An 18,833-nucleotide genomic window follows, 5' to 3' on the forward strand; every position below is an offset into this window, starting at 1 on the left:
TCAAGGCGCTGTGCGGGGTAGGCCCGCACAGCGCTTTTCTCTTAACTCGTCGGCGTGATCTTCACCCGCTTGTCAGGCACTGCTTTGGCGCGGCGGGGGATCGTGCGACGAGCAGGACGCACGGGGACGTCCTCGTAGACGTATTCGACGGTTTCGGTGCATTGCGGATGCGCGACGGGAACCATCGCGACCGGTTGGCTCATGCAGCATCCCTGCGCGGCGTAGCCATAGGTGGGTGCATTCGCGGGATAGGCATAGCCGGCACCGTAGCCGGCATAGGTGCCCGCGCTCTGTGTATAGCGCGCGTAGTAATCGTCGAGATAGGCTTCGCATTCGTCGCGGGCACGGGCGCGATCTTCCGACTTGTCGATCGCGGCACCGGCCACGGCCCCCATTGCGGCTCCGGCGATCGTTCCCACAGTGCGATTGCCCCGCCCGGCGATGCGATTACCGGCCAATCCGCCGATGGCGCCGCCAATAAGTGCGCCGCCAACACCCGAATCGCGCGATCCCACGCGCTGGCGGCAATCCGCGAGCCAGGCGTCCCGTGCCGCCGGGTCGAAGCCCGGCTGCGCTTGCGCGCTGCCATAAGGTGCGGGCACCGGGACATAGCGGGGAAGATCCTGGGATGCATCGCGCGCGGAGACGGGCGAGGCAAGCAGGCTGAGCGCCGCGATGGTGGCGGCGCAGAAAGTGTTACGCATCGGATGCACCCTTTCGCGAACGACGGAGGATCAAAGTCCATTCGTTAACGCAAAATTTAGCATCGCGATGCGTGAAAAACCAAGTATCGGTCTTCCCTGTCCCGTTTCGGGGCAGGGCGATGTTCAGATGGCGTTGGCGACGATCCCGGCGAGTGTCTGCATCCCCGCCGCATCGGCTTCATCGAAGCGGCCGGCGGTCGGGCTGTCCAGATCGATAACCGCGATCACGCGTCCTTCGCGGATCACCGGCACCACGAGTTCGGAGCGGCTGTCGGCGTCGCAGGCGATGTGGCCGGGGAAGGCGTGGACGTCCGGCACGACCTGAGTCTCGCCGCTTGCGGCAGCTGCGCCGCAGACGCCTTGGCCAAACGGAATGCGAATGCAGGCGGGCTTGCCCACGAAAGGCCCAAGAACCAGTTCGTCCTGCAGGTTGCGATAGAATCCGGCCCAATTGAGATCGGGCACAAACTGCCAGATCAGCGCGGCGAGGTTCGCCATGTTGGCGATGCCGTCAGGCTCGCCTTCGACAAGCGCGCGGGCGGCGGCGGCGAGATCGGCGTAGAGTTCGGGCTTGGGCTGGTCGCCCCGGGGAGCAAAGTCGTACATGACGCATCCGTTACTCCAAGTCCTTGTTGCCGCCTAGGCGCCACCGGCTTATTTCAGCTTCATGCGCTCGATCCTCACGAAAGTCGCCCTAGCCCTCGTTGTCGTCATCCTCGCCATTGTCGGGGTGATCGCCTGGGCCCAGTACTCCAACACGTCCGACCTGCCGTTCAGTGACACGGTGGGTAAGGACCCCAAGCTGGTAGAGCCTGACCCGCAATGGATTCCCAGCGTCAAGCTGGTCGAAACCGTGGGCTGGGCTGCCAATGAGGCACCCAAGGCAGGGCAGGGCCTGGCCGTGGCACGCTTCGCCGAAGGGCTCGATCACCCCCGCACCATGCTGACTCTGCCCAATGGCGACGTGCTGGTCACGGAAACCAATGCGCCTGCCGGCAACAAGCCCAAGGGGCTGACCGGCATGGTGATGGGCTGGATGTTCAACAAGGTCGGCGCCGGTGAGGCTTCGCCCGACAAGATCGTCCTGCTGCGCGATGCCGATGGCGACGGGAAGGCGGAGCAGCGCTTCGACTTCCGCAGCCAGGACATGCATTCGCCTTCCGGGATGGCCTATCAGAACGGCCGGCTCTACATCGCCAATCACGACCAGGTTCTTGAATTCGCCTTCCAGCCCGGCGCCACCAGGCTCGACGGAAAGCCCCTTCGCAAGCTGATGGACCTGCCTGCGGGCGGCAACCACTGGATGCGCAACCTGCTTCTGAGCCAGGACGGCAAGCAGCTCTATGTCACCGTCGGTTCTGCAACCAATATCGCCGATGACGGCATGGAAGCCGAAACCGGGCGCGCCGCAATCTGGGAGATCGATATCGATACCGGCCGTCGGCGCCAGTTCGCGGCCGGGATGCGCAATCCCAATGGACTGGGCTGGAACCCTTCGACGGGAGAGATGTGGGCCACGGTGCAGGAGCGCGACATGCTCGGCCCGGATCTCGTGCCTGACTATTTCACCAATGTCCCGGTGGGCGCGCAGTATGGTTGGCCCTGGGTCTACTGGAAGACGACGTTCGATGAGCGTGTCCAGTGGCCGATGCAGACCTACATGCTCGAATATACCCGCAAGCCCGAATATGCGATGGGCGCTCATGCCAGCGTGCTCGGCATGGTCTTTGCCAATGGCGGCAACCTCATGGGCACCAGGTTCGCGAACGGGGCCTTCATCGCTCGCCACGGTTCCTGGAATCGCCGCCCTGCCGTGGGCTACGACGTGGTCTTCGTGCCGTTCGACGCCAACGGCAACCCGCAGGACGTGAAGCCGGTTCCGGTGCTTACCGGCTTCCTCAAGGACGATTCGCATACGCATGGTCGCCCGACCTGGCTGGCATGGGACAAGACCGGCAGCCTGCTCGTGAGCGACGATACGGCAGGCACGATCTGGCGCGTGCAGTCGCCCGGTGCAAAGCCCTCCGAAGCGATCAAGCTTGTGGAGACCGAGCACCTCAAGCCGCTGGAGGAAATCAAGGACCCCACGGTTCCGGGCGCCGTCGGCGGGCTGGAAGCGGGGTTCAAGAAGGAGCCCGACAAGCTGCTGCCCTGACCGGGCCTCGAGATCGCGAACAAGAAAAGGGGGCCGAAAGGCCCCCTTTTTGCAAGAATGAATAGAGGAGAGAAAGCGGGCGCTTCGGCGAAGCGCTCCGTCAGATCACCTTTCCGGCACGGCCGGCCACTTCCGTAACATACTGCCAGGCCACGCGGCCCGAACGAGCGCCCCGGCGGCGCGACCATTCCAGCGCGTCATGCTCGTCGAAAGCCAGGCCGAACTGGCGGGTATAGCCTTCGATGATCGCGAGGTAGGAAGGCTGGTCGCAATTGTGGAAGCCGATGGAGAGTCCGAACCGATCGGCAAGGGCAAGCCGGTCGTCCACCACATCGCGGGTGTTGATCGGATCGTCCTGCTCGGACATCGAGCGGGAGACGATGGCCCGGCGGTTGGCCGTAACGGCAAGGCGCACGTTGTTCGGCCGAGCCTCGACGCCACCCTCCAGCCACGAACGCAGCAGGCGCGGTCCAGCGCCGTCGTTCTCCTCGAATCCGAGATCGTCGATGAAGACGAGGAACTGGCGATCCACCTTGCCAAGCAGGGCGAAGAGGGTGGTCACGCCGTGAAGGGCCTCCTGCGCCACTTGCACCAGCGCGATGCGGCCCGGATGGGCGGCCTGGGCCGCCCGGATCGACGCGCGCATCACAGCGGACTTGCCCATCCCGCGCGAGCCCCAGAGCAACATGTCGTGAGCGGCATAGCCGGCGGCCAGACGCTCGACATTGCCGACCACGCGTTCTTTCTGGGAATCGATGCCGCGCAGCAGGTCCAGCGGCGGCGCGAGAAGTTCGGCCACGCCGCGGGCTTCGGCCCCGGTCCAGACGTAGGCGGGATGGGCGAGCCAATCCACTGGCGCGGCAGGGGGCGGCGCCAGACGTTCGAGGGCCTGGGCGATGCGGCTGAGAACTTCGATCTGGTCGGTCATGCTGTCAATTCTTCGCTCGTCAGTTCGTAGAGAAGGCTCGCACCCTTCTGGGCCTGGGCGAGGTCACCCATGGCTTCGGGCACCAGATGCTCGATAAAGTACCGGGCGACCACCTTTTTCCGCTTTGCGAAAGCAAGGGGTACGTCTGCGGAGGGGAGGGCATCGGCCTGTCGGCGAAGCTGCCATCCTGCAACGGCAATGGCGCAGGCGTTGAGGAAAGGGACGCTGGCGGCCAGTCGATCGTCCAGGCTACCGGGATCGATCAGGTGTTCGGCAGTCTGGCGGCAAGACTCGGCGAGTTCCTGCAGTGCCAGCACGCCGTGATCGGTGGCATAGGCGTGGATGTCGTCCATCAGCGCGAAGAACACGCCGCCGCGCTCCATGCCGAGCTTGCGGGTAACCAGATCGGCGGCCTGAATGCCGTTGGTACCTTCATAGATCGGGGCGATGCGGGCATCGCGGTAATGCTGGGCGGCGCCGGTCTCCTCGATGAAGCCCATGCCGCCATGGACCTGTATGCCGATCCCGGCCACTTCGACCCCCATATCGGTGCACCACGCCTTCACCAGCGGCACCAGCAATTCGGCACGCAGGCGCGCTTGATCACTGCCGAGGCTTGCCTTGTCGAGCTGGCCGGTTGCGTAATAGAGCAGGGCGCGGCCGCCTTCGGTGAGCGCGCGCATGCGCAGGAGCATCCGGCGCACGTCGGGGTGCTCGGCAATGGGAACCGGGGTCTTGTCTGCCGAACCGGCGCGGGCTGACTGCACCCGTTCACCGGCATAGGCCATGGCCTGCTGCATGGCGCGTTCGGCGATCTCGACGCCTTGCGCGCCGACATTGATGCGGGCGTTGTTCATCATCGTGAACATGCAGCGCAGGCCTTCGTTCTCCGCACCGATGAGTTCGCCGATGCATTCGCCATTGTCGCCATAGCTCATGACGCAAGTGGGCGATGCATGGATGCCCAGCTTGTGTTCGAGACTCACGACCTTGAGATCGTTGCGGGCGCCAAGAGCGCCGTCATGTTCCACGTGGAACTTCGGGACGATGAAGAGCGATATTCCGCGCGAGCCGGCCGGGGCGCCGGGGGTGCGGGCAAGAACGAGATGGACGATGTTTTCGGCCAGTTCGTGTTCGCCCCAGGTGATGAAGATCTTCTGGCCGACGATGCGGTACTTCCCGGCGTGGGGGCCATCGTCGATCGGCGTGGCGGTGGTGCGCAGTGCGCCGACATCGGAACCCGCCTGCGGTTCCGTGAGATTCATCGTGCCCGACCACTCGCCGCTGACGACGCGCGGCAGATAGAGCCGCTGCTGCTCTTCGCTGCCATGGTGAATCAGCGCTTCGATCGCGCCTACCGTGAGCATCGGCAGCAGCGAGAAGCCCATGTTGGCGCTGCCGAGGCATTCCAGCGCTGCAACCGCAAGCGAGAGGGGGAGGCCCTGTCCGCCGAACTCTTCGGGCGCCGAAACCGCATTCCAGCCAGCATCCACGAAATCGCGATAGGCCTGCATGAAGCCTTCAGGCAGCACGACCTTGCCTTCGACGATCCGAGCGCCCTCCGTATCGCCCTTGCGGTTGAGCGGAGCCCATTCGCCTGCCGCGAAGGCGCCGGCGCCTTCCACCACGGCCTGCACGACGTCGGGGCTGGCATCGGCGAAGCGTTCGGCGGCGGCAAGCTCCTCCATTCCGGCATTGACGCGCAGCGCCAGGATCTGGTCGGTGCTGGGGGGCGTGTAGGTCATCTGGTCAATCATCCTCTGCGCGGTTTTTCTTGGCTTTCCGGGTCGTGCGCTATAGCGGCGAACTATGGAGCGCAACCTCGGACCCGAACTGCTGGCGGCAGATCAAGCTGGTGTAGAGCGTGCCGCGCATCTGCTGCGCGAAGGCAGGCTGGTGGCAGTGCCGACGGAGACTGTCTACGGGCTCACCGCGCGCGCGGACCGGGATGAATCGGTGGCAGCGATCTACCGCGCCAAGGGCCGTCCCAGTTTCAATCCCCTGATCGTGCACATCGCCGACCTTGCATCGGCGCAGGCGCTTGCGGATTTCGACGAGCGGGCGCTGCGCCTGGCGCGGGCGTTCTGGCCGGGTGCGCTGACCATGGTACTGCCGCTGCGTGAAGGCGCGCCGGTTGCGGCCGCAGTCACCGCGGGCTTGCCGACCGTTGCCTTGCGCTGTCCGGCCCACCCGGTGATGCGGGCGGTGATCGCGGAATCGGGCCTGGCGCTTGCCGGCCCGTCGGCGAACCGGAGCGGCGGGGTGAGTCCGACATGTGCGGAGCATGTGGTGGCCTCGCTTGGCGGAAATGTCGACGCGGTTGTCGATGGCGGTGCCTGCGAAGCGGGCGTGGAATCCACGATCGTGGCGCTGCGCGAAGAGGGGCGTTGGCAAGTGCTTCGGCCGGGACCGATTCCCGAAGCGCATATCCGCGAGATTCTGGGTGTCGATAGCGACGCCGTGACGTCACAGGCCATCGAGGCTCCGGGACAGCTCGCGAGCCACTATGCCCCGGGCAAGCCGGTCAGGCTGAATGCCGATATGGCGGAGCAGGACGAATTCCATATCGGCTTCGGCAAAGTGGCGGGGGATGTAAGCCTGTCGCCTTCGGGAGACCTCATCGAAGCGGCTTCGCGGCTCTATGCGCTCCTGCATGAAGGTGCGGCGGCGGATCAGCCCCGCATCGCGGTGGCGCCGATTCCCGGTGAGGGTGTCGGGGCAGCAATCAATGACAGGTTGAGCCGGGCAGCCGCCTGATCGGGCTCAGCGCCTCTGCTGTACCGCGCCAGGCATGAGGTACTGCATTTCGGCATAGTCATCGCGGGCCTTGTTGCAGGCCTGGCGGTCTCCCCGATCGCACTGGCGCAAGTGCTTCTGGTACTGCCGCTGCATCTTCCCCAGCTTCTCCTCCTGCTCCCGCATCCGGCGGCCGCGTTTCTCATCCGCTTCCGACTGGCTCGTTGTCACGGCGTCGACCGCCGAGCCTGCAACGCGGACGGGGGCGGTCACGATCTTGCCTGCGGTGCTGAGGCAACCGGACAGCAAGAGGGCGGCGGCGGGAGCCAGAAAGGGCAGGGCGCGTGGGTTCATCGCGGACAGGCTCTCATGACAAGACTGTCGCGGCAATGAACATCGATATCTCCATCATTGCGGGCAGGCCGTCATGCCGACAAAGCGCAAACGAAAGGGGCCGCTTCCGGGAAGGAAGCGGCCCCTTTGCGTGCGAGTAGCCCTGCGTCTGTTCAGACTGCTTCAGCGCTCTCGTAGTACTTCGGCGCATACTCGTTGAGGATCGCGAGGATCTTCTTCAGAGCTGCCGGTTCATCGGTCTTTTCCATGGCCGCGAGTTCGCGGGCCAGACGCGACGAAGCCGCTTCGAAGATCTGACGTTCGGAATAGCTCTGTTCCGGCTGATCGTCGGCACGGAACAGGTCGCGGGTCACTTCGGCGATCGAAACGAGATCGCCCGAGTTGATCTTGGCTTCATACTCCTGGGCGCGGCGCGACCACATGGTGCGCTTTACCTTGGGCTTGCCCTTGAGCGTGTCGAGAGCTTCGCGCAGGGTCTTGTCCGACGACAGCTTGCGCATGCCGATCGATTCGACCTTGTTCACAGGAACGCGCAGGGTCATGCGCTCTTTTTCGAAACGCAGCACGTAGAGGTCGAGCTGCATCCCGGCAATTTCCTGCTTCTGCAACTCGATCACACGGCCTACGCCGTGCTTGGGATAAACGACGTAATCTCCAACATCGAAGGCATCGGCCCTGGTTGCCATGTATCGTCCTTTCACCTGCAGAGGTTCGTTGCCATACCTACGGTGAGAGAAACCCGGGTGGATGCGACTGTGAAAACGCAAAAGCGCCTTCGCCGCCCGGTCAGATTACTCTCCCAGCCGTTTGCTTTTCGAACCCTGCCTCGCAATGAAAATGCCTGCCAAACGGGCAGAAGGCCCGGGCAGTTGGGGTATTATATAGCATCGATGTGATAAAATTACCAGAGGCGAGCTAACGGTTAGCCGTTGCCCGCCCCAGGGTGTGCCGATGCGGGTCAGGAGGGCCCGCCAAGTGCCTAATACGCTAGGGAAACCGGTTCCCTGGCGCAAGGTTCCGTGTCGAAGATCAGTCGCCTTCGCCGGGCTCGGGCGAGAAATATTTTTCGAGCTTTCCTTCCTCGCCGCGCATTTCGTCCGCGTCTTCCGGCGCGTCCTTCTTGGTGGTGAGGTTGGGCCATTCCGCCGAATACTTGGCGTTCAGTTCGAGCCACTGCTCAAGCCCGCTCTCGGTATCGGGCAGGATCGCTTCGGCGGGGCACTCAGGCTCGCAGACGCCGCAGTCGATGCATTCGCTGGGATTGATGACCAGCATGTTCTCGCCTTCGTAGAAGCAGTCCACCGGACAGACTTCGACGCAATCCATGTACTTGCACCGGATGCAATTGTCGGTGACGACATAGGTCATGGCTGCGTATTCCTCTTAGAAGGCCTCGTTTCGGTTGGCCGCTGCTATGGGAACATCGGCCCCCGCGTCAAGCACTCTGTAGCAGGCTTGCACCTCGGGGGCAGGGCCGCGGCGCTCCGGAAGGGAAAGGATTTCTATCACCCGGACGCCTCCAGCTGTCGGAACGGTGAGCACATCGCCCGGCCCGACCTTCTGATGGGCCCGTTCGACGCGGCGGCCGTTGAGCCGGATATGGCCATCTTCCGCCATCGCCTGGGCAAGGGGGCGCGTTTTGGTGAGGCGCAGGAACCAGAGAAGCTTGTCGATCCTCATTCTTGCCCTGCCTCCCTCTCGCTATCGGCCCCGGCCCGCACCAAGAAGCTCGCCAAGTGCCGCAAAGGCGCCGTCGCTGCGCTGGGGCGCCGGCCGGATTTCCTCCGCTTCACGCCGCGGCGGACGCCAGCGCCAGCGCACCGGTGCCGGCGGGCCATAAGCGCCCTCCGCCAGCGGACGCGGCACCAGCGCCTGAAATCCGCCGATCCGCAGCAGGCGGGCGTAACTGGCGGTCGTCAGGCCCATCGACACCGCACGTGCCGGATCCAGGGAGAACGAACGGGAAGGGCCCCTGTTGCCGTTGTTGTTGTTGTTGTTGTTGTTGTTGTTGTTGGCGTTGCCGCTCGCGCCGCTCCGTGCCTCGTGTGCCTCGCGCAGCAGTTTCTCGGCCATGTCGAGGCGCACGAGTTGCTTGCCGAGGTCCCGGTATCCCGGAGTGTTGTGACGCTTCGCCGAATCCATGGCAGGCGGCATCGCCGGATCGGGGGGATTCCCGGCACGGCTAATTCCGGCGACCCCTGCGAGCTGGCGCCATAGCGCGATCGGTCCGGGGCGCAGCATGGCGGGAACGAACAGGTCCAGCGCGCCGACGCGCACGCCGAGCCTTGCCAGCATCGTGCGCCGCGCCTTGTCGACCCGGTCTACGCCCGATCCCTCGCGGGGAATCATGCCGCCGCGATCGACCAATGTGATGAGCAGCGCGCGCAGTTCCGGCCCGGCATCCTCGGCCCGGCTTGCCTCATCCAGCTTTCGCAACGGGGCGAGCGGTTCGAGCGCCGCTTCCAGCCAGGCTTCCAGCGCGGCCACCAGTTCCTTGCGGGCGGGGGCGGGGATCGTGTCGAGCACGCGGTCGGGAACCAGCAGGGGGGCTAGCAGCGAACGGCCCGCCGAAAGCGTGGCGATCTTTTCGCCTTCCCAGCTCAGTTTGCCGTTTTCGAGGGTGAGCGGAGCCACGCCCTCGTGAATCGCGGCGGTAAGTGCGGCGGCGCGGGACTGGAGCAGGGCCGGCAGGTGCCGTTCGGCGGCCGCGAGCAGCAGCTTGCGATCGGAAAGGCGGGCGGCGGGATCGACCTGGAAGGCAAAGCCGTGCAGCGAGCCGATGTGCTCGCCTTCGACCAGCACTTCCTCGTCTTCGAGGCGGACTGAAAGCAGTCCGGCATCGGGGCCGAGTTTCTTCATGAGCACAGCGGTCCTGCGGTTGATGAATCGTTCGGTAAGTTTGCCATGGAGGGCATCGGAAAGGCGAGCCTCTACCGCACGGGCGCGGGCGGCCATTTCCTCACGGGCGAGAACCCAGTCCGGGCGCTGGGCGATATAGGCCCAGGAGCGGATCGCGGCGATGCGGCCCTGCAGGGTGTCGATGTCGCCGCCGGTAATGTCGAGCCGGGCGATCTGCTGGGCCATATAGTCAGCCCCGAGTTCGCCGTGGCGCAGGTCCTGCCAGAGCCGCGCAACGAATCGGGAATGGGTCTCCACGCCCTGCTGGCGAAAATCAGGCAGGCGGCAGACTTCCCAGAAGCGGCGCACCATGGCGTGACCGCGCACACTGTCTGCAACCTGATTTTCGTCGGCAAGGCGCTTGAGCACGGCGAGGTCTATCGCCTCGGGCGCGAGGACGAGCCCATCGCGGTGGGGCGGCGTTTCGAGATCGGCGATCAGGGTTGCCACGCTGTCGAACCGGGGGTCCGGCTCGCGCCAGAACAGCTTGGTCAACGGAGGGAAGCGGTGCTCTTCGATCGCGTAGACTTCGTCCGGTTCGAATTCCGAATCATGCCCGCCGGAGCCGGTGAGCGTGCCGAAGGTGCCGTCCTTCTGGTGGCGGCCCGCGCGTCCGGCGATCTGGGCCATTTCCGAAGTGGTGAGCCGCCGGTGGCGCTGGCCGTCGAACTTCGAGAGCCCGGCAAAGGCGACATGTTCGACATCGAGGTTGAGCCCCATGCCGATAGCGTCGGTGGCGACGAGATAATCGACCTCGCCGGACTGGTACAGCTCGACCTGGGCATTGCGCGTCTGGGGGCTCAGAGCGCCCATGACGACCGCGGCGCCGCCACGGAAGCGCCGCAGCATTTCCGCGATCGCGTAGACCTGCTCGGCCGAGAAGGCGACGATGGCGCTGCGCGGCGGGATGCGGGAGAGCTTTCTGGCCCCCGCATGGGAAAGCGTCGAGAAACGCGGCCTGGTTATCACCTCGACACCGGGCACCAGCGCTTTGACCATCGGTTCCAGCGTGGAGGAACCGAGAATCATGGTCTCCTCCCGGCCGCGCGCGTGAAGCAGGCGATCGGTGAAGACATGGCCGCGCTCGCGGTCGGCGCCGAGCTGGGCTTCGTCGATGGCCACGAAGGCGAGGCTGCGCTCCGTCACCGGCATCGCTTCCACCGTGCAGAGCAGGTAGCGCGCATCCTTGGGCTCTATGCGTTCCTCGCCGGTGATGAGGGCGACGTTCCGCTCGCCCTTGATCTTGCAGACGCGGTCGTAGACCTCACGCGCAAGCAATCTGAGCGGGAAGCCGATGGCTCCGCTGGAATGGGCGCAGAGACGCTCTATGGCGAGGTGGGTCTTGCCGGTATTCGTGGGACCGAGCACGGCCTTCACCCCGCTGGGGGCGTCGTTTCGCGACGAGACATGCCGGCCGTGAACCATTGCGAGGCCGAATGTGGCACTGCCTCCAGCCCCCCGCAAGTCTCGGCTCATCGAAAACCGGGGTGGAAATCCACAGTGTTAGCTGGAGATTAACCTTGAGGGGGCAGAAGGTCGCCCCATGAGCCGCCGGTTCGCGGGATCGGGCCGGGGCCGACAGGTCGTTTGCAGCACGCGCCGCAAGTTCGGGCGTGAACGCGGGAAGTGGCAATTTGTTCAGGGCACAGGATCAGGGTGGCGATGGCGCGGCGCATGTCGCGGCGCTCTCGCACGACCAGGTGCTGCACGATCATGCGCCGGAATCCGGCGTTTCGATTCCCGGGAAACCGCCGATCCTGACCCGCTGGAAGCAGGGTATCGAACGCTGGTGCCATGATGCCGAGATCGCGCCGGACCTGGCCTGCGATATCGGCAGTCGCCGCTGGTTCCGGGGGCTTGCCACGCTGCTGGGCCTCAGTGCCGCGGCCATTGCCATGTGGCCCGATTTCGCCGCGGTGGAAGCGGCCACCGCGATGCCGATCGCCGATCGCAGCCGCGACGAGTTTCGCAGCCAGACCATTTCACCGCTGGCGCTGGGTGCCGACAGCGGCCGCCACATGGGTGCGAGCCCGCTGGTGCGTCCGCTGGCCGGGGTGCCGGAGCGTCCCTCGATCCAGATCGTCTCGACGCTGGCGCAGGGGGACAGTTTCGCCCGCATGATGGAGCGGGTTGGCGTGGGGGCGACGGACGTCTCGCAGATTGCGGGGCTCGTGAGTCAGGCGGTGCCGTTGGGCGATCTTTCCTCCGGCACGCGTTTCGACATTACCATGGGCCGCCGCCCGGCACCGAACGCTCCTCGGGCGATGGACTCGATGGATTTCCGCGCCCGCTTCGATCTCGATATTTCGGTGGAGCGTGGTCCCGGCGGCAACCTTGCGCTGGTGCGCCATCCGATCCGCGTGGACGAGACGCCGCTGCGCATTCGCGGCACGGTGGGTTCAAGCCTTTACCGTTCCGCCCGCAATGCAGGCGCGCCGGTGGGGGCGATCCAGTCCTACCTGCGCGCCATCGACAAGTATCTGAGCCTGGAAAGCGACATTGCCGCGCAGGACCAGTTCGACATCGTCGTTGCCTACAAGCGCTCCGCCAAGGGCGAGCGCGAGGTGGGAGAACTGCTCTATGCCGGGCTCGATCACGGCGGGAAACCGCGCGTGCAATTGCTGCGCTGGGGCAAGGACGGCGAAATGTTCGCCGCATCCGCGCTTACCCAGGCACGAGGGGCGCCGGGAGGAATGCCGGTCGCCGGGCACATGACCTCGCCTTACGGCAAGCGCCGTCATCCAATTCTCGGCTACGTTCGCATGCACGCCGGGATCGACTACGGCGCGGCCTATGGCTCGCCGATCTATGCCGTGGCCGACGGCGTGGTGAACTTTGCGGGACGGCATGGCGGGCACGGCAATTATGTGCGCCTGAGCCACGGAGGCGGACTCGATACCGGCTATGGCCACATGAGCCGTATCGCCGTGGCCCGAGGCGCGCGGGTCAAGGCCGGGCAGGTGATCGGCTATGTCGGCTCGACGGGCCTTTCCACCGGGCCGCATCTTCACTTCGAAGCCTATCGCGGGGGGCAGACGATCAATCCGTCGGGTCTGCGTTTCATTTCGCGACCGCAGATCGACGGCAAGGAGAAGGATGCCTTCAAGGCGCGAATGAACGCGCTGCTCGGCGTCCAGCCCGGCGAGGCGCTTGGCGATATCGCCGCCCCCGCCGACGGCCCGACCGAAGCGCAGCGCGAGATCGACCGGCTGGCCCCCAAACCGGCCGAATAAGGGCGCTGCCGTTTCGCACAACCTCGGTTGATGCCTTGGACAGTCCGTCTCATTGAACCGCCTGCGCTTTTCCGGCAATCACCCTGTCATGACCGGAGCATATCCCCACACCCGCCTGCGCCGCGCGCGCGCCACGGCCTGGAGCCGCGCCATGCACCGTGAGACGGTGCTGACCCCTGCCGACCTGATCTGGCCGGTCTTCGTGACCGAGGGAACGGGCGTCGAACAGCCCATCGCCTCGCTGCCGGGCGTGTCGCGCTGGTCGGTGGACCTGATGGTCCAGCGTGCCAAAGAAGCGGCGGATCTCGGCATTCCCTGCCTTGCGCTGTTCCCCGACACCCAGCCCGACCGGCGCAGCGATAACGGCGCCGAAGCGCTCAACCCCGACAACCTCATGTGCCGCGCGCTGCGCGCCATCCGCGATGAACTTGGCGACCGGATCGGCCTGCTGACCGATGTCGCACTCGATCCCTATACCAGCCACGGGCAGGACGGGCTCGTGGACGACGACGGCTACGTGCTCAATGACGAGACGGTGGAAGTGCTGGTCGGCCAGTCGCTGAATCAGGCGCGGGCAGGGGCCGACATCATCGCCCCCTCCGACATGATGGACGGCCGCATCGGCGCCATTCGCGATGCACTGGAGGACGAGGGCTTCGTCAACGTCCAGATCATGAGCTACGCCGCGAAATATGCCTCGGCGTTCTACGGTCCGTTCCGCGACGCGGTGAACACGCGCGGCCTGCTCAAGGGTGACAAGAAGACCTACCAGATGGACCCGGCCAATGCCGAGGAAGCGCTGCGCGAGGTCGAGATGGATCTCGATGAAGGCGCCGACAGCGTCATGGTCAAGCCGGGCCTGCCCTATCTCGATATTCTGCGCCGGGTGAAGGAAACCTTCGAGGTTCCCGTTTTCGCCTATCAGGTTTCGGGCGAGTACGCGATGATCGAGGCGGCGGTAGCGGCCGGCGCGGCGGACCGCGATGCGATGGTGCTGGAAACCCTTCTGGCCTTCAAGCGGGCGGGCGCTTCGGGGGTGCTGACATATCACGCCGTCCACGCCGCACGCCTCCTGCAGAAGTGACGTCATGACGGCGTTCCGACTGGAGACGGACCGTCTGGTGCTGCGAAACTGGCAACCGGGCGACATCGCGCGCTTCGCCGAAGTCACCAATACCCCGCAGGTCATGCGCTGGCTGGGCGGGGTGATGGATGCGGAGCGGCTGGCGGCTTCGGAAGCCCGGATGCTCGGCTTCCATGAAAGCTGGGGGCACACGTTCTGGATCGCCGAGCGGAAGGCCGATGGCGGTGACCTGTCCGGGGAGATGCTCGGCTTTTGCGGTCTCAAGAAGATCGACGCGCCGGGGGCTTCGTTCCTCGGCGCGTTCGAGATCGGCTGGCGGCTGCGCAGTGACTCGCACGGCAAGGGCTATGCGAAGGAAGCCGCCGCCGCCTCGCTCGATGCCGGCTTCGGGCAGTTCGGCGCGGAGGAAATCTTCGCCATCACCGTGATCGAGAACGAGCCGAGCTGGGGGCTCATGCGCCGTCTGGGCATGCGTCGGCGCCAGGAACTCGATTACGACGACTTGCGCTTCGAGCCACCGCTGCGGCACACCATCGTTTATTCGATCACGCGCGAGGAATGGGCCGCGCAGCCGCGCTGAACCGGCGCGGCGGGAAGAGGGCAGGATGATTCAGAACCGAACCGATATCACCGTGGCCGCCATCCACGGCAAGGCGCCCCGGATTCATTCGAGCGCCTTCATCGCCCCCGGCTGCCGTATCATCGGCGATGTCGAGATCGGGCCGGATGTCAGCATCTGGTACAACTGCGTGATCCGCGCCGACGTCAATCGCGTCGTGATCGGCGCGCGGACCAATGTGCAGGACGGCACCGTGATTCATTGCGACAGCCCCAAGCCCAGCCGGCCGGAAGGCTATGCGACGCTCATCGGGGAAGACGTGCTGATCGGGCACATGGCGATGATTCACGGCTCTACGCTGGAAGACCGCGCCTTCGTCGGCCTCGGCGCGATCGTGATGGACGGCAGCCATATCGAATCCGATGGCATGCTGGCGGCGGGTGCGCAGCTTACCGGCAAGCGCATCGGTGCAAGACAGCTCTGGATGGGGCGACCGGCGAAGTACCTGCGCGACCTCGATGACGATGCCATCGCGGCCAATCAAGCCGGTGTGAAAGGCTATGTCGTGAATGGCCGTCTCCATGCCGAGGCGCTGGGTCTGGAAGGCTGATGGCCAAGCCGAAGGCCATGTTGCCGCCGGCAGAGGCCGTGCGCGCCCTGATCGATTCCGAACAAAGGCTGGCAGTGCGCGTCACGCCCGGCGCGAAAGTGGAAACGCTGGAGATCGTCGACGGCCGCGTTCTGGTGAAAGTGCGGGCCAAGCCGGAAGACGGCAAGGCGAACGAGGCGGTGCGCACACTGCTGGCCGCTGCCCTGGATCTCGCGCCGTCACGGCTGGAATTGTTGCGCGGCGCAACTTCGCGCGAGAAGCAGTTCCACGTGGAACGTTGACGGAGGCAGGGCGGCGGCCCTGCCGATCGCCGTGGCGCGCGGCGAAGCCGGGCAGTCTATCGCGCCATTCCCCGGGCCATCCGGGTCAGCACATCGGTCATGGCCTGCGCGATGTTGGCAGGTTCGGGTGCGACCTCGGCAATGGCGCGGGCCATCGCTTCCGCCCATTGTTCGGCCGTCATGCGATCGATGGGAAAGTCCTTGTGCAGGCTCATCATGCATTTGCCGGGATTGGCCTCGAACCAGTCACGCGGGCCGCCCGCCCAACCGGCGAGGAAGCGGGGCAGTGAGCGGCGCATCGGTTCGAGGTCTTCGGCATGCATCGCCCGAAGTTCGGCATAGGCCGGGTTCTGCTCCATCAGGTCGTAGAAACGATTGGCGATTGCCTCGAATACGGGCGCGCCGCCGATCATGTCGTGCGGGGTAGCGGGGGCTTCGGTCTGGGTCGTCACGGGCAAAACTCCGGGCGCGGAAAGGAGAGCATCCCCGCTCTAGCCGATCTGTTCCACGTGGAACTTGATCCCGGTCAATCCCGGATCATGGCCTTCAGGGTCTCAATCCGGTCCGCCTCATGGGCCGGCTTGTCCATGCGGATACGGTGAATGCGGGGGAAGCGCATGGCGAGGCCGGACTTGTGCCGCTTGCTGAGATGAACCGAATCGAAGGCCACTTCCAGCACCAGCGACTTGTCCGTCTCGCGCACCGGGCCGAAGCGATTGACGGTGTGGTTGCGGACGTGGCGGTCCAGCCATTTCAATTCCTCGTCCGTGAAGCCGAAGTAGGCCTTGCCGACCGGGAGCAGTTCCGCGCCGCCATTCGCGATATCGTCCGGGTCGCCGTCCCAGCAGCCGAAGGTGTAGTCGGAATAGAAGGACGAACGCTTTCCGCTGCCGCGCTGGGCGTACATCAGCACGCAGTCGATCAGCAGGGGATCGCGCTTCCACTTGTACCAGAGGCCGGTCTTGCGGCCGGCGACATAGGGACTGTCGCGGCGCTTGAGCATCAGCCCCTCGATCGCGTCGTCCCGTGCACGTTCGCGAATGGCGGCGAGTTCGGCGAAGTCGCTCGCGGGGATCACGGTGCTGAGATCGAAGTGCGCGGGATCGAGCCCGGGAACGAGCGCCTCCAGGCGCTCCCGCCGCACTCGCCAGGGAAGCGCGCGCAGGTCTTCGCCTTCGATGATGAGAGCATCATAGAGCCTCACGAATGCCGGATATTCCGCCAGCATCTTCCTGGACACCAGCTTGCGGCCGAGCCGCTGCTGAAGCGCGTTGAAGCTGGCGGCGCCGCCTTCCTCGCCGCCCTGGTGCATGCCGCGCACCAGCAGTTCGCCATCAAGCGCCGCGTCGATATGGAGTGCTGCGGCAATCTCGGGGAAGGTGCCGGAAATATCGTCGCCCGAGCGGGAGTAGACCCGCGTTTCCCCGGCAACGCGAACGACCTGCACGCGAATGCCATCCCACTTCCACTCGGCCGCATAGTCGGCAAGATCGAGCTCGGTATCCTCCAGCGGATGCGCCAGCATGAAGGGGCGGAACAGGGGCAGGTCTTCGGATGAGGGGGGCTCGGCGCCGTGGGCGGCCCAGTCGAACAGGGCGGCATAAGGAGGCTGCTGGCCGTGCCAGTGCTCCTCCACATCGTCTACGGGAACATCGAAAGCCTGCGCGAACGCGGTCTTGGCCAGTCGGGCCGAGATGCCGATCCGCATCGCGCCCGTGGCGAGCTTGAGCAGTGCATAGCGTCCTTCCGCATCGAGCCGGTCCAGCAGGCGCGGCAGTTCGGCCATGACATTGGCGCGGGTCATGCGGGAGAGGGCGTCCACGGCCTGGGTAACGGTCGGCGGATCGGGCGGGCTCTCGGGCCCGGGCCAGAGCAGGCTGGCAGTCTCGGCGGAATCGCCGACGTAATCCCGGCTCAGCGTCCAGAGGATCGGGTCGATCCGCTCGCCCATGAGGTTGCGGATCGTCGAGCTCTTCACGGCGGGAAAATCGAGCCCGTCCGTCAGCGCGGCCAGCGCCCATCCGCGATCGGGGTCAGGCGTATCATGCAGGTAGTCGGCCAGGAGCTTGAGCTTGGCGTTCCGGCTGCGGGTATAGACCAGAGCGTCCAGAAGGGCGGCGAAGCGTTCCATCAGGGACAGGCAAAGCCGGACCGGCAGGGGCGCGGCTGCACGCTGACGGCGCGCTTTCCGGTTGCCGCGGGTTTGTGCGTCTTTGCGCGAATCCTCTCAATCATCTTCATCCTCGTATCCCACCAGCGCCAGCGCCCGCGCGGTTCGCTGATTCAACTGGCACCAGCGCAGCATCGCTTCCTCGCGCCCATGCGTGATCCAGGTCTCGGCAGGATTCACGTCGATCACGGTTTGAGTCAGTTCGTCCCAATCCGCATGATCGGAAATCACCAGCGGCAGTTCGACCATCCGCTGCCGGGCGCGCTGGCGCACCCGCATCCAGCCCGAGGCCATGGCGGTGATCGGATCGGGGAGGCGGCGGCTCCAGCGGTCGTTGAGGGCGGAAGGCGGCGCGATGACCACACTTCCGGCGAGGTCCGACTTCGTGACGTCACTCACCATCCGCAGTTCGCCGAGATCGACGCCGAGTTCCTCGTAAAGCCGGCACATCCGCTCCATCGCGCCATGCAGGTAGATGGCGTCATGATGTCCTGCGCGGCGCAGTTCGGCGATCAGGCGCTGCGCCTTGCCGAGGGCATAGGCACCGACCAGCACGCAGCGCTGCGGATTGACGGCGAGGGCGGAGAGCAGTCTGGCGATCTCGTGCTCGACGGGGGGGTGGCGGAATACGGGAAGGCCGAAGGTGGCTTCGGTGATGAGGACATCGCAGGGCGTCACTTCGAAGGGCGGGCAGGTGGGATCGGCGCGGCGCTTGAAATCGCCGGTCACGATGATGCGCTCGCCGGCATGTTCGAGGAGAATCTGTGCGGAGCCCAGGACGTGCCCGGCAGGGATGTAAGTGGCGGATACGCCGCCGGCGAGCTTCAGCGTCTCATGATAGGCGACCGGCACGGCGCCCTCGGAAGTTGCGTAGCGCAACTTCATGATGGCGAGCGTTTCCGGCGTGGCGACCGTTTCGCCGTGCCCGCCGCGCGCATGGTCAGAGTGGCCGTGAGTCACCAGTGCCCGCGCCACCGGGCGGGCGGGATCGATCCAGCAATCGGCGGGGACGACGTGGATTCCCCAGGGCTCAGGTCGGATCCAGGAGAAATCGCGAGGCATGTGAGCAAAATGGGGCAGGAACCCTGTGGTTCCCGCCCCATTTCCTGATCGTCGATCCT

General features: G+C 65.5%; 19 protein-coding genes. 7 read left to right on the plus strand and 12 right to left on the minus strand.

Annotated features, from left to right (window positions below; genetic code table 11):
• Positions 1-41: 41 nt before the first annotated feature.
• Positions 42-704 carry a glycine zipper 2TM domain-containing protein gene (locus U9J33_RS01890; RefSeq protein ID WP_324697496.1) on the minus strand — a complete coding sequence of 221 codons (663 nt, stop codon included), beginning with the start codon at positions 702-704 and terminating at the stop codon, positions 42-44.
• Positions 705-827: 123 nt separating this feature from the next.
• Complete coding sequence (locus U9J33_RS01895) at positions 828-1,310, minus strand: GAF domain-containing protein (protein WP_054442047.1); 483 nt, start codon at positions 1,308-1,310, stop codon at positions 828-830.
• Between the two features lie 61 nt (positions 1,311-1,371).
• On the opposite strand from U9J33_RS01895, the gene U9J33_RS01900 reads away from it, so the two are divergent.
• Positions 1,372-2,859 (plus strand): PQQ-dependent sugar dehydrogenase, encoded by a 1,488-nt coding sequence (locus tag U9J33_RS01900; protein WP_132468623.1) that lies wholly within the window; start codon positions 1,372-1,374, stop codon positions 2,857-2,859.
• Between the two features lie 100 nt (positions 2,860-2,959).
• Here the strand turns inward: U9J33_RS01900 and U9J33_RS01905 are convergent, their stop codons facing one another.
• Both U9J33_RS01905 and U9J33_RS01910 read right to left on the minus strand, forming a co-directional pair.
• Positions 2,960-3,787 (minus strand): DUF815 domain-containing protein, encoded by an 828-nt coding sequence (locus tag U9J33_RS01905; protein WP_054442046.1) that lies wholly within the window; start codon positions 3,785-3,787, stop codon positions 2,960-2,962.
• Positions 3,784-5,532 carry an acyl-CoA dehydrogenase gene (locus U9J33_RS01910; protein WP_324697500.1) on the minus strand — a complete coding sequence of 583 codons (1,749 nt, stop codon included), beginning with the start codon at positions 5,530-5,532 and terminating at the stop codon, positions 3,784-3,786. Before U9J33_RS01910 ends, U9J33_RS01905 begins: the two co-directional genes overlap by 4 nt.
• Positions 5,533-5,596: 64 nt before the next feature.
• Between U9J33_RS01910 and U9J33_RS01915 the strand changes: the two genes are divergently transcribed.
• Positions 5,597-6,544: an L-threonylcarbamoyladenylate synthase gene (locus tag U9J33_RS01915; RefSeq protein ID WP_185998330.1), complete on the plus strand. Its 948-nt coding sequence runs from the start codon at positions 5,597-5,599 to the stop codon at positions 6,542-6,544.
• Between the two features lie 6 nt (positions 6,545-6,550).
• On the opposite strand, the gene U9J33_RS01920 is transcribed toward U9J33_RS01915, so the two are convergent.
• From U9J33_RS01920 to U9J33_RS01940, 5 genes are all read right to left on the minus strand, one after another.
• Complete coding sequence (locus U9J33_RS01920) at positions 6,551-6,877, minus strand: DUF6726 family protein (protein ID WP_054442044.1); 327 nt, start codon at positions 6,875-6,877, stop codon at positions 6,551-6,553.
• A gap of 152 nt (positions 6,878-7,029) precedes the next feature.
• A complete protein-coding gene (locus U9J33_RS01925) occupies positions 7,030-7,563 on the minus strand; it encodes a CarD family transcriptional regulator (RefSeq protein WP_054442043.1) in 534 nt (177 codons plus the stop codon).
• Between the two features lie 343 nt (positions 7,564-7,906).
• Complete coding sequence (fdxA, locus tag U9J33_RS01930; RefSeq protein ID WP_054442042.1) at positions 7,907-8,245, minus strand: ferredoxin FdxA; 339 nt, start codon at positions 8,243-8,245, stop codon at positions 7,907-7,909.
• Positions 8,246-8,260: 15 nt separating this feature from the next.
• On the minus strand, positions 8,261-8,557 hold the full coding sequence (locus U9J33_RS01935; RefSeq protein ID WP_054442041.1) for an RNA-binding S4 domain-containing protein: 297 nt from the start codon (positions 8,555-8,557) through the stop codon (positions 8,261-8,263).
• Positions 8,558-8,578: 21 nt separating this feature from the next.
• Positions 8,579-11,200, minus strand: coding sequence for a helicase-related protein (locus tag U9J33_RS01940; protein WP_324697506.1), 2,622 nt, complete (start codon positions 11,198-11,200; stop codon positions 8,579-8,581).
• Positions 11,201-11,409: 209 nt separating this feature from the next.
• On the opposite strand from U9J33_RS01940, the gene U9J33_RS01945 reads away from it, so the two are divergent.
• The 5 genes from U9J33_RS01945 (at position 11,410) to U9J33_RS01965 (ending at position 15,542) form a co-directional block, all read left to right on the plus strand.
• Positions 11,410-13,008, plus strand: coding sequence for a M23 family metallopeptidase (locus U9J33_RS01945; protein WP_324697509.1), 1,599 nt, complete (start codon positions 11,410-11,412; stop codon positions 13,006-13,008).
• Between the two features lie 88 nt (positions 13,009-13,096).
• Positions 13,097-14,092: a porphobilinogen synthase gene (hemB, locus tag U9J33_RS01950; RefSeq protein ID WP_324697511.1), complete on the plus strand. Its 996-nt coding sequence runs from the start codon at positions 13,097-13,099 to the stop codon at positions 14,090-14,092.
• A gap of 4 nt (positions 14,093-14,096) precedes the next feature.
• Positions 14,097-14,672, plus strand: coding sequence for a GNAT family N-acetyltransferase (locus U9J33_RS01955; RefSeq protein WP_054442037.1), 576 nt, complete (start codon positions 14,097-14,099; stop codon positions 14,670-14,672).
• A gap of 25 nt (positions 14,673-14,697) precedes the next feature.
• Complete coding sequence (locus U9J33_RS01960; protein ID WP_324697513.1) at positions 14,698-15,261, plus strand: gamma carbonic anhydrase family protein; 564 nt, start codon at positions 14,698-14,700, stop codon at positions 15,259-15,261.
• Positions 15,261-15,542, plus strand: coding sequence for a DUF167 domain-containing protein (locus U9J33_RS01965; RefSeq protein WP_324697515.1), 282 nt, complete (start codon positions 15,261-15,263; stop codon positions 15,540-15,542). The genes U9J33_RS01960 and U9J33_RS01965 overlap by 1 nt, the downstream gene beginning before the upstream one ends.
• Positions 15,543-15,598: 56 nt before the next feature.
• On the opposite strand, the gene U9J33_RS01970 is transcribed toward U9J33_RS01965, so the two are convergent.
• From U9J33_RS01970 to U9J33_RS01980, 3 genes are all read right to left on the minus strand, one after another.
• The gene (locus U9J33_RS01970) at positions 15,599-15,955 is read right to left on the minus strand and encodes a group II truncated hemoglobin (RefSeq protein ID WP_324699098.1); all 357 of its coding nucleotides are present in this window, start codon (positions 15,953-15,955) and stop codon (positions 15,599-15,601) included.
• A gap of 113 nt (positions 15,956-16,068) precedes the next feature.
• Entirely contained in the window at positions 16,069-17,673 is a 1,605-nt protein-coding gene (locus U9J33_RS01975; RefSeq protein WP_324697517.1) for a cisplatin damage response ATP-dependent DNA ligase, read from the minus strand.
• A 96-nt stretch (positions 17,674-17,769) separates the two neighbouring features.
• Positions 17,770-18,774 carry a ligase-associated DNA damage response exonuclease gene (locus U9J33_RS01980; protein WP_324697519.1) on the minus strand — a complete coding sequence of 335 codons (1,005 nt, stop codon included), beginning with the start codon at positions 18,772-18,774 and terminating at the stop codon, positions 17,770-17,772.
• Positions 18,775-18,833 lie beyond the last annotated feature (59 nt).

The sequence above is a fragment of the Novosphingobium sp. RL4 genome (assembly GCF_035658495.1).
GTDB lineage: Bacteria > Pseudomonadota > Alphaproteobacteria > Sphingomonadales > Sphingomonadaceae > Novosphingobium.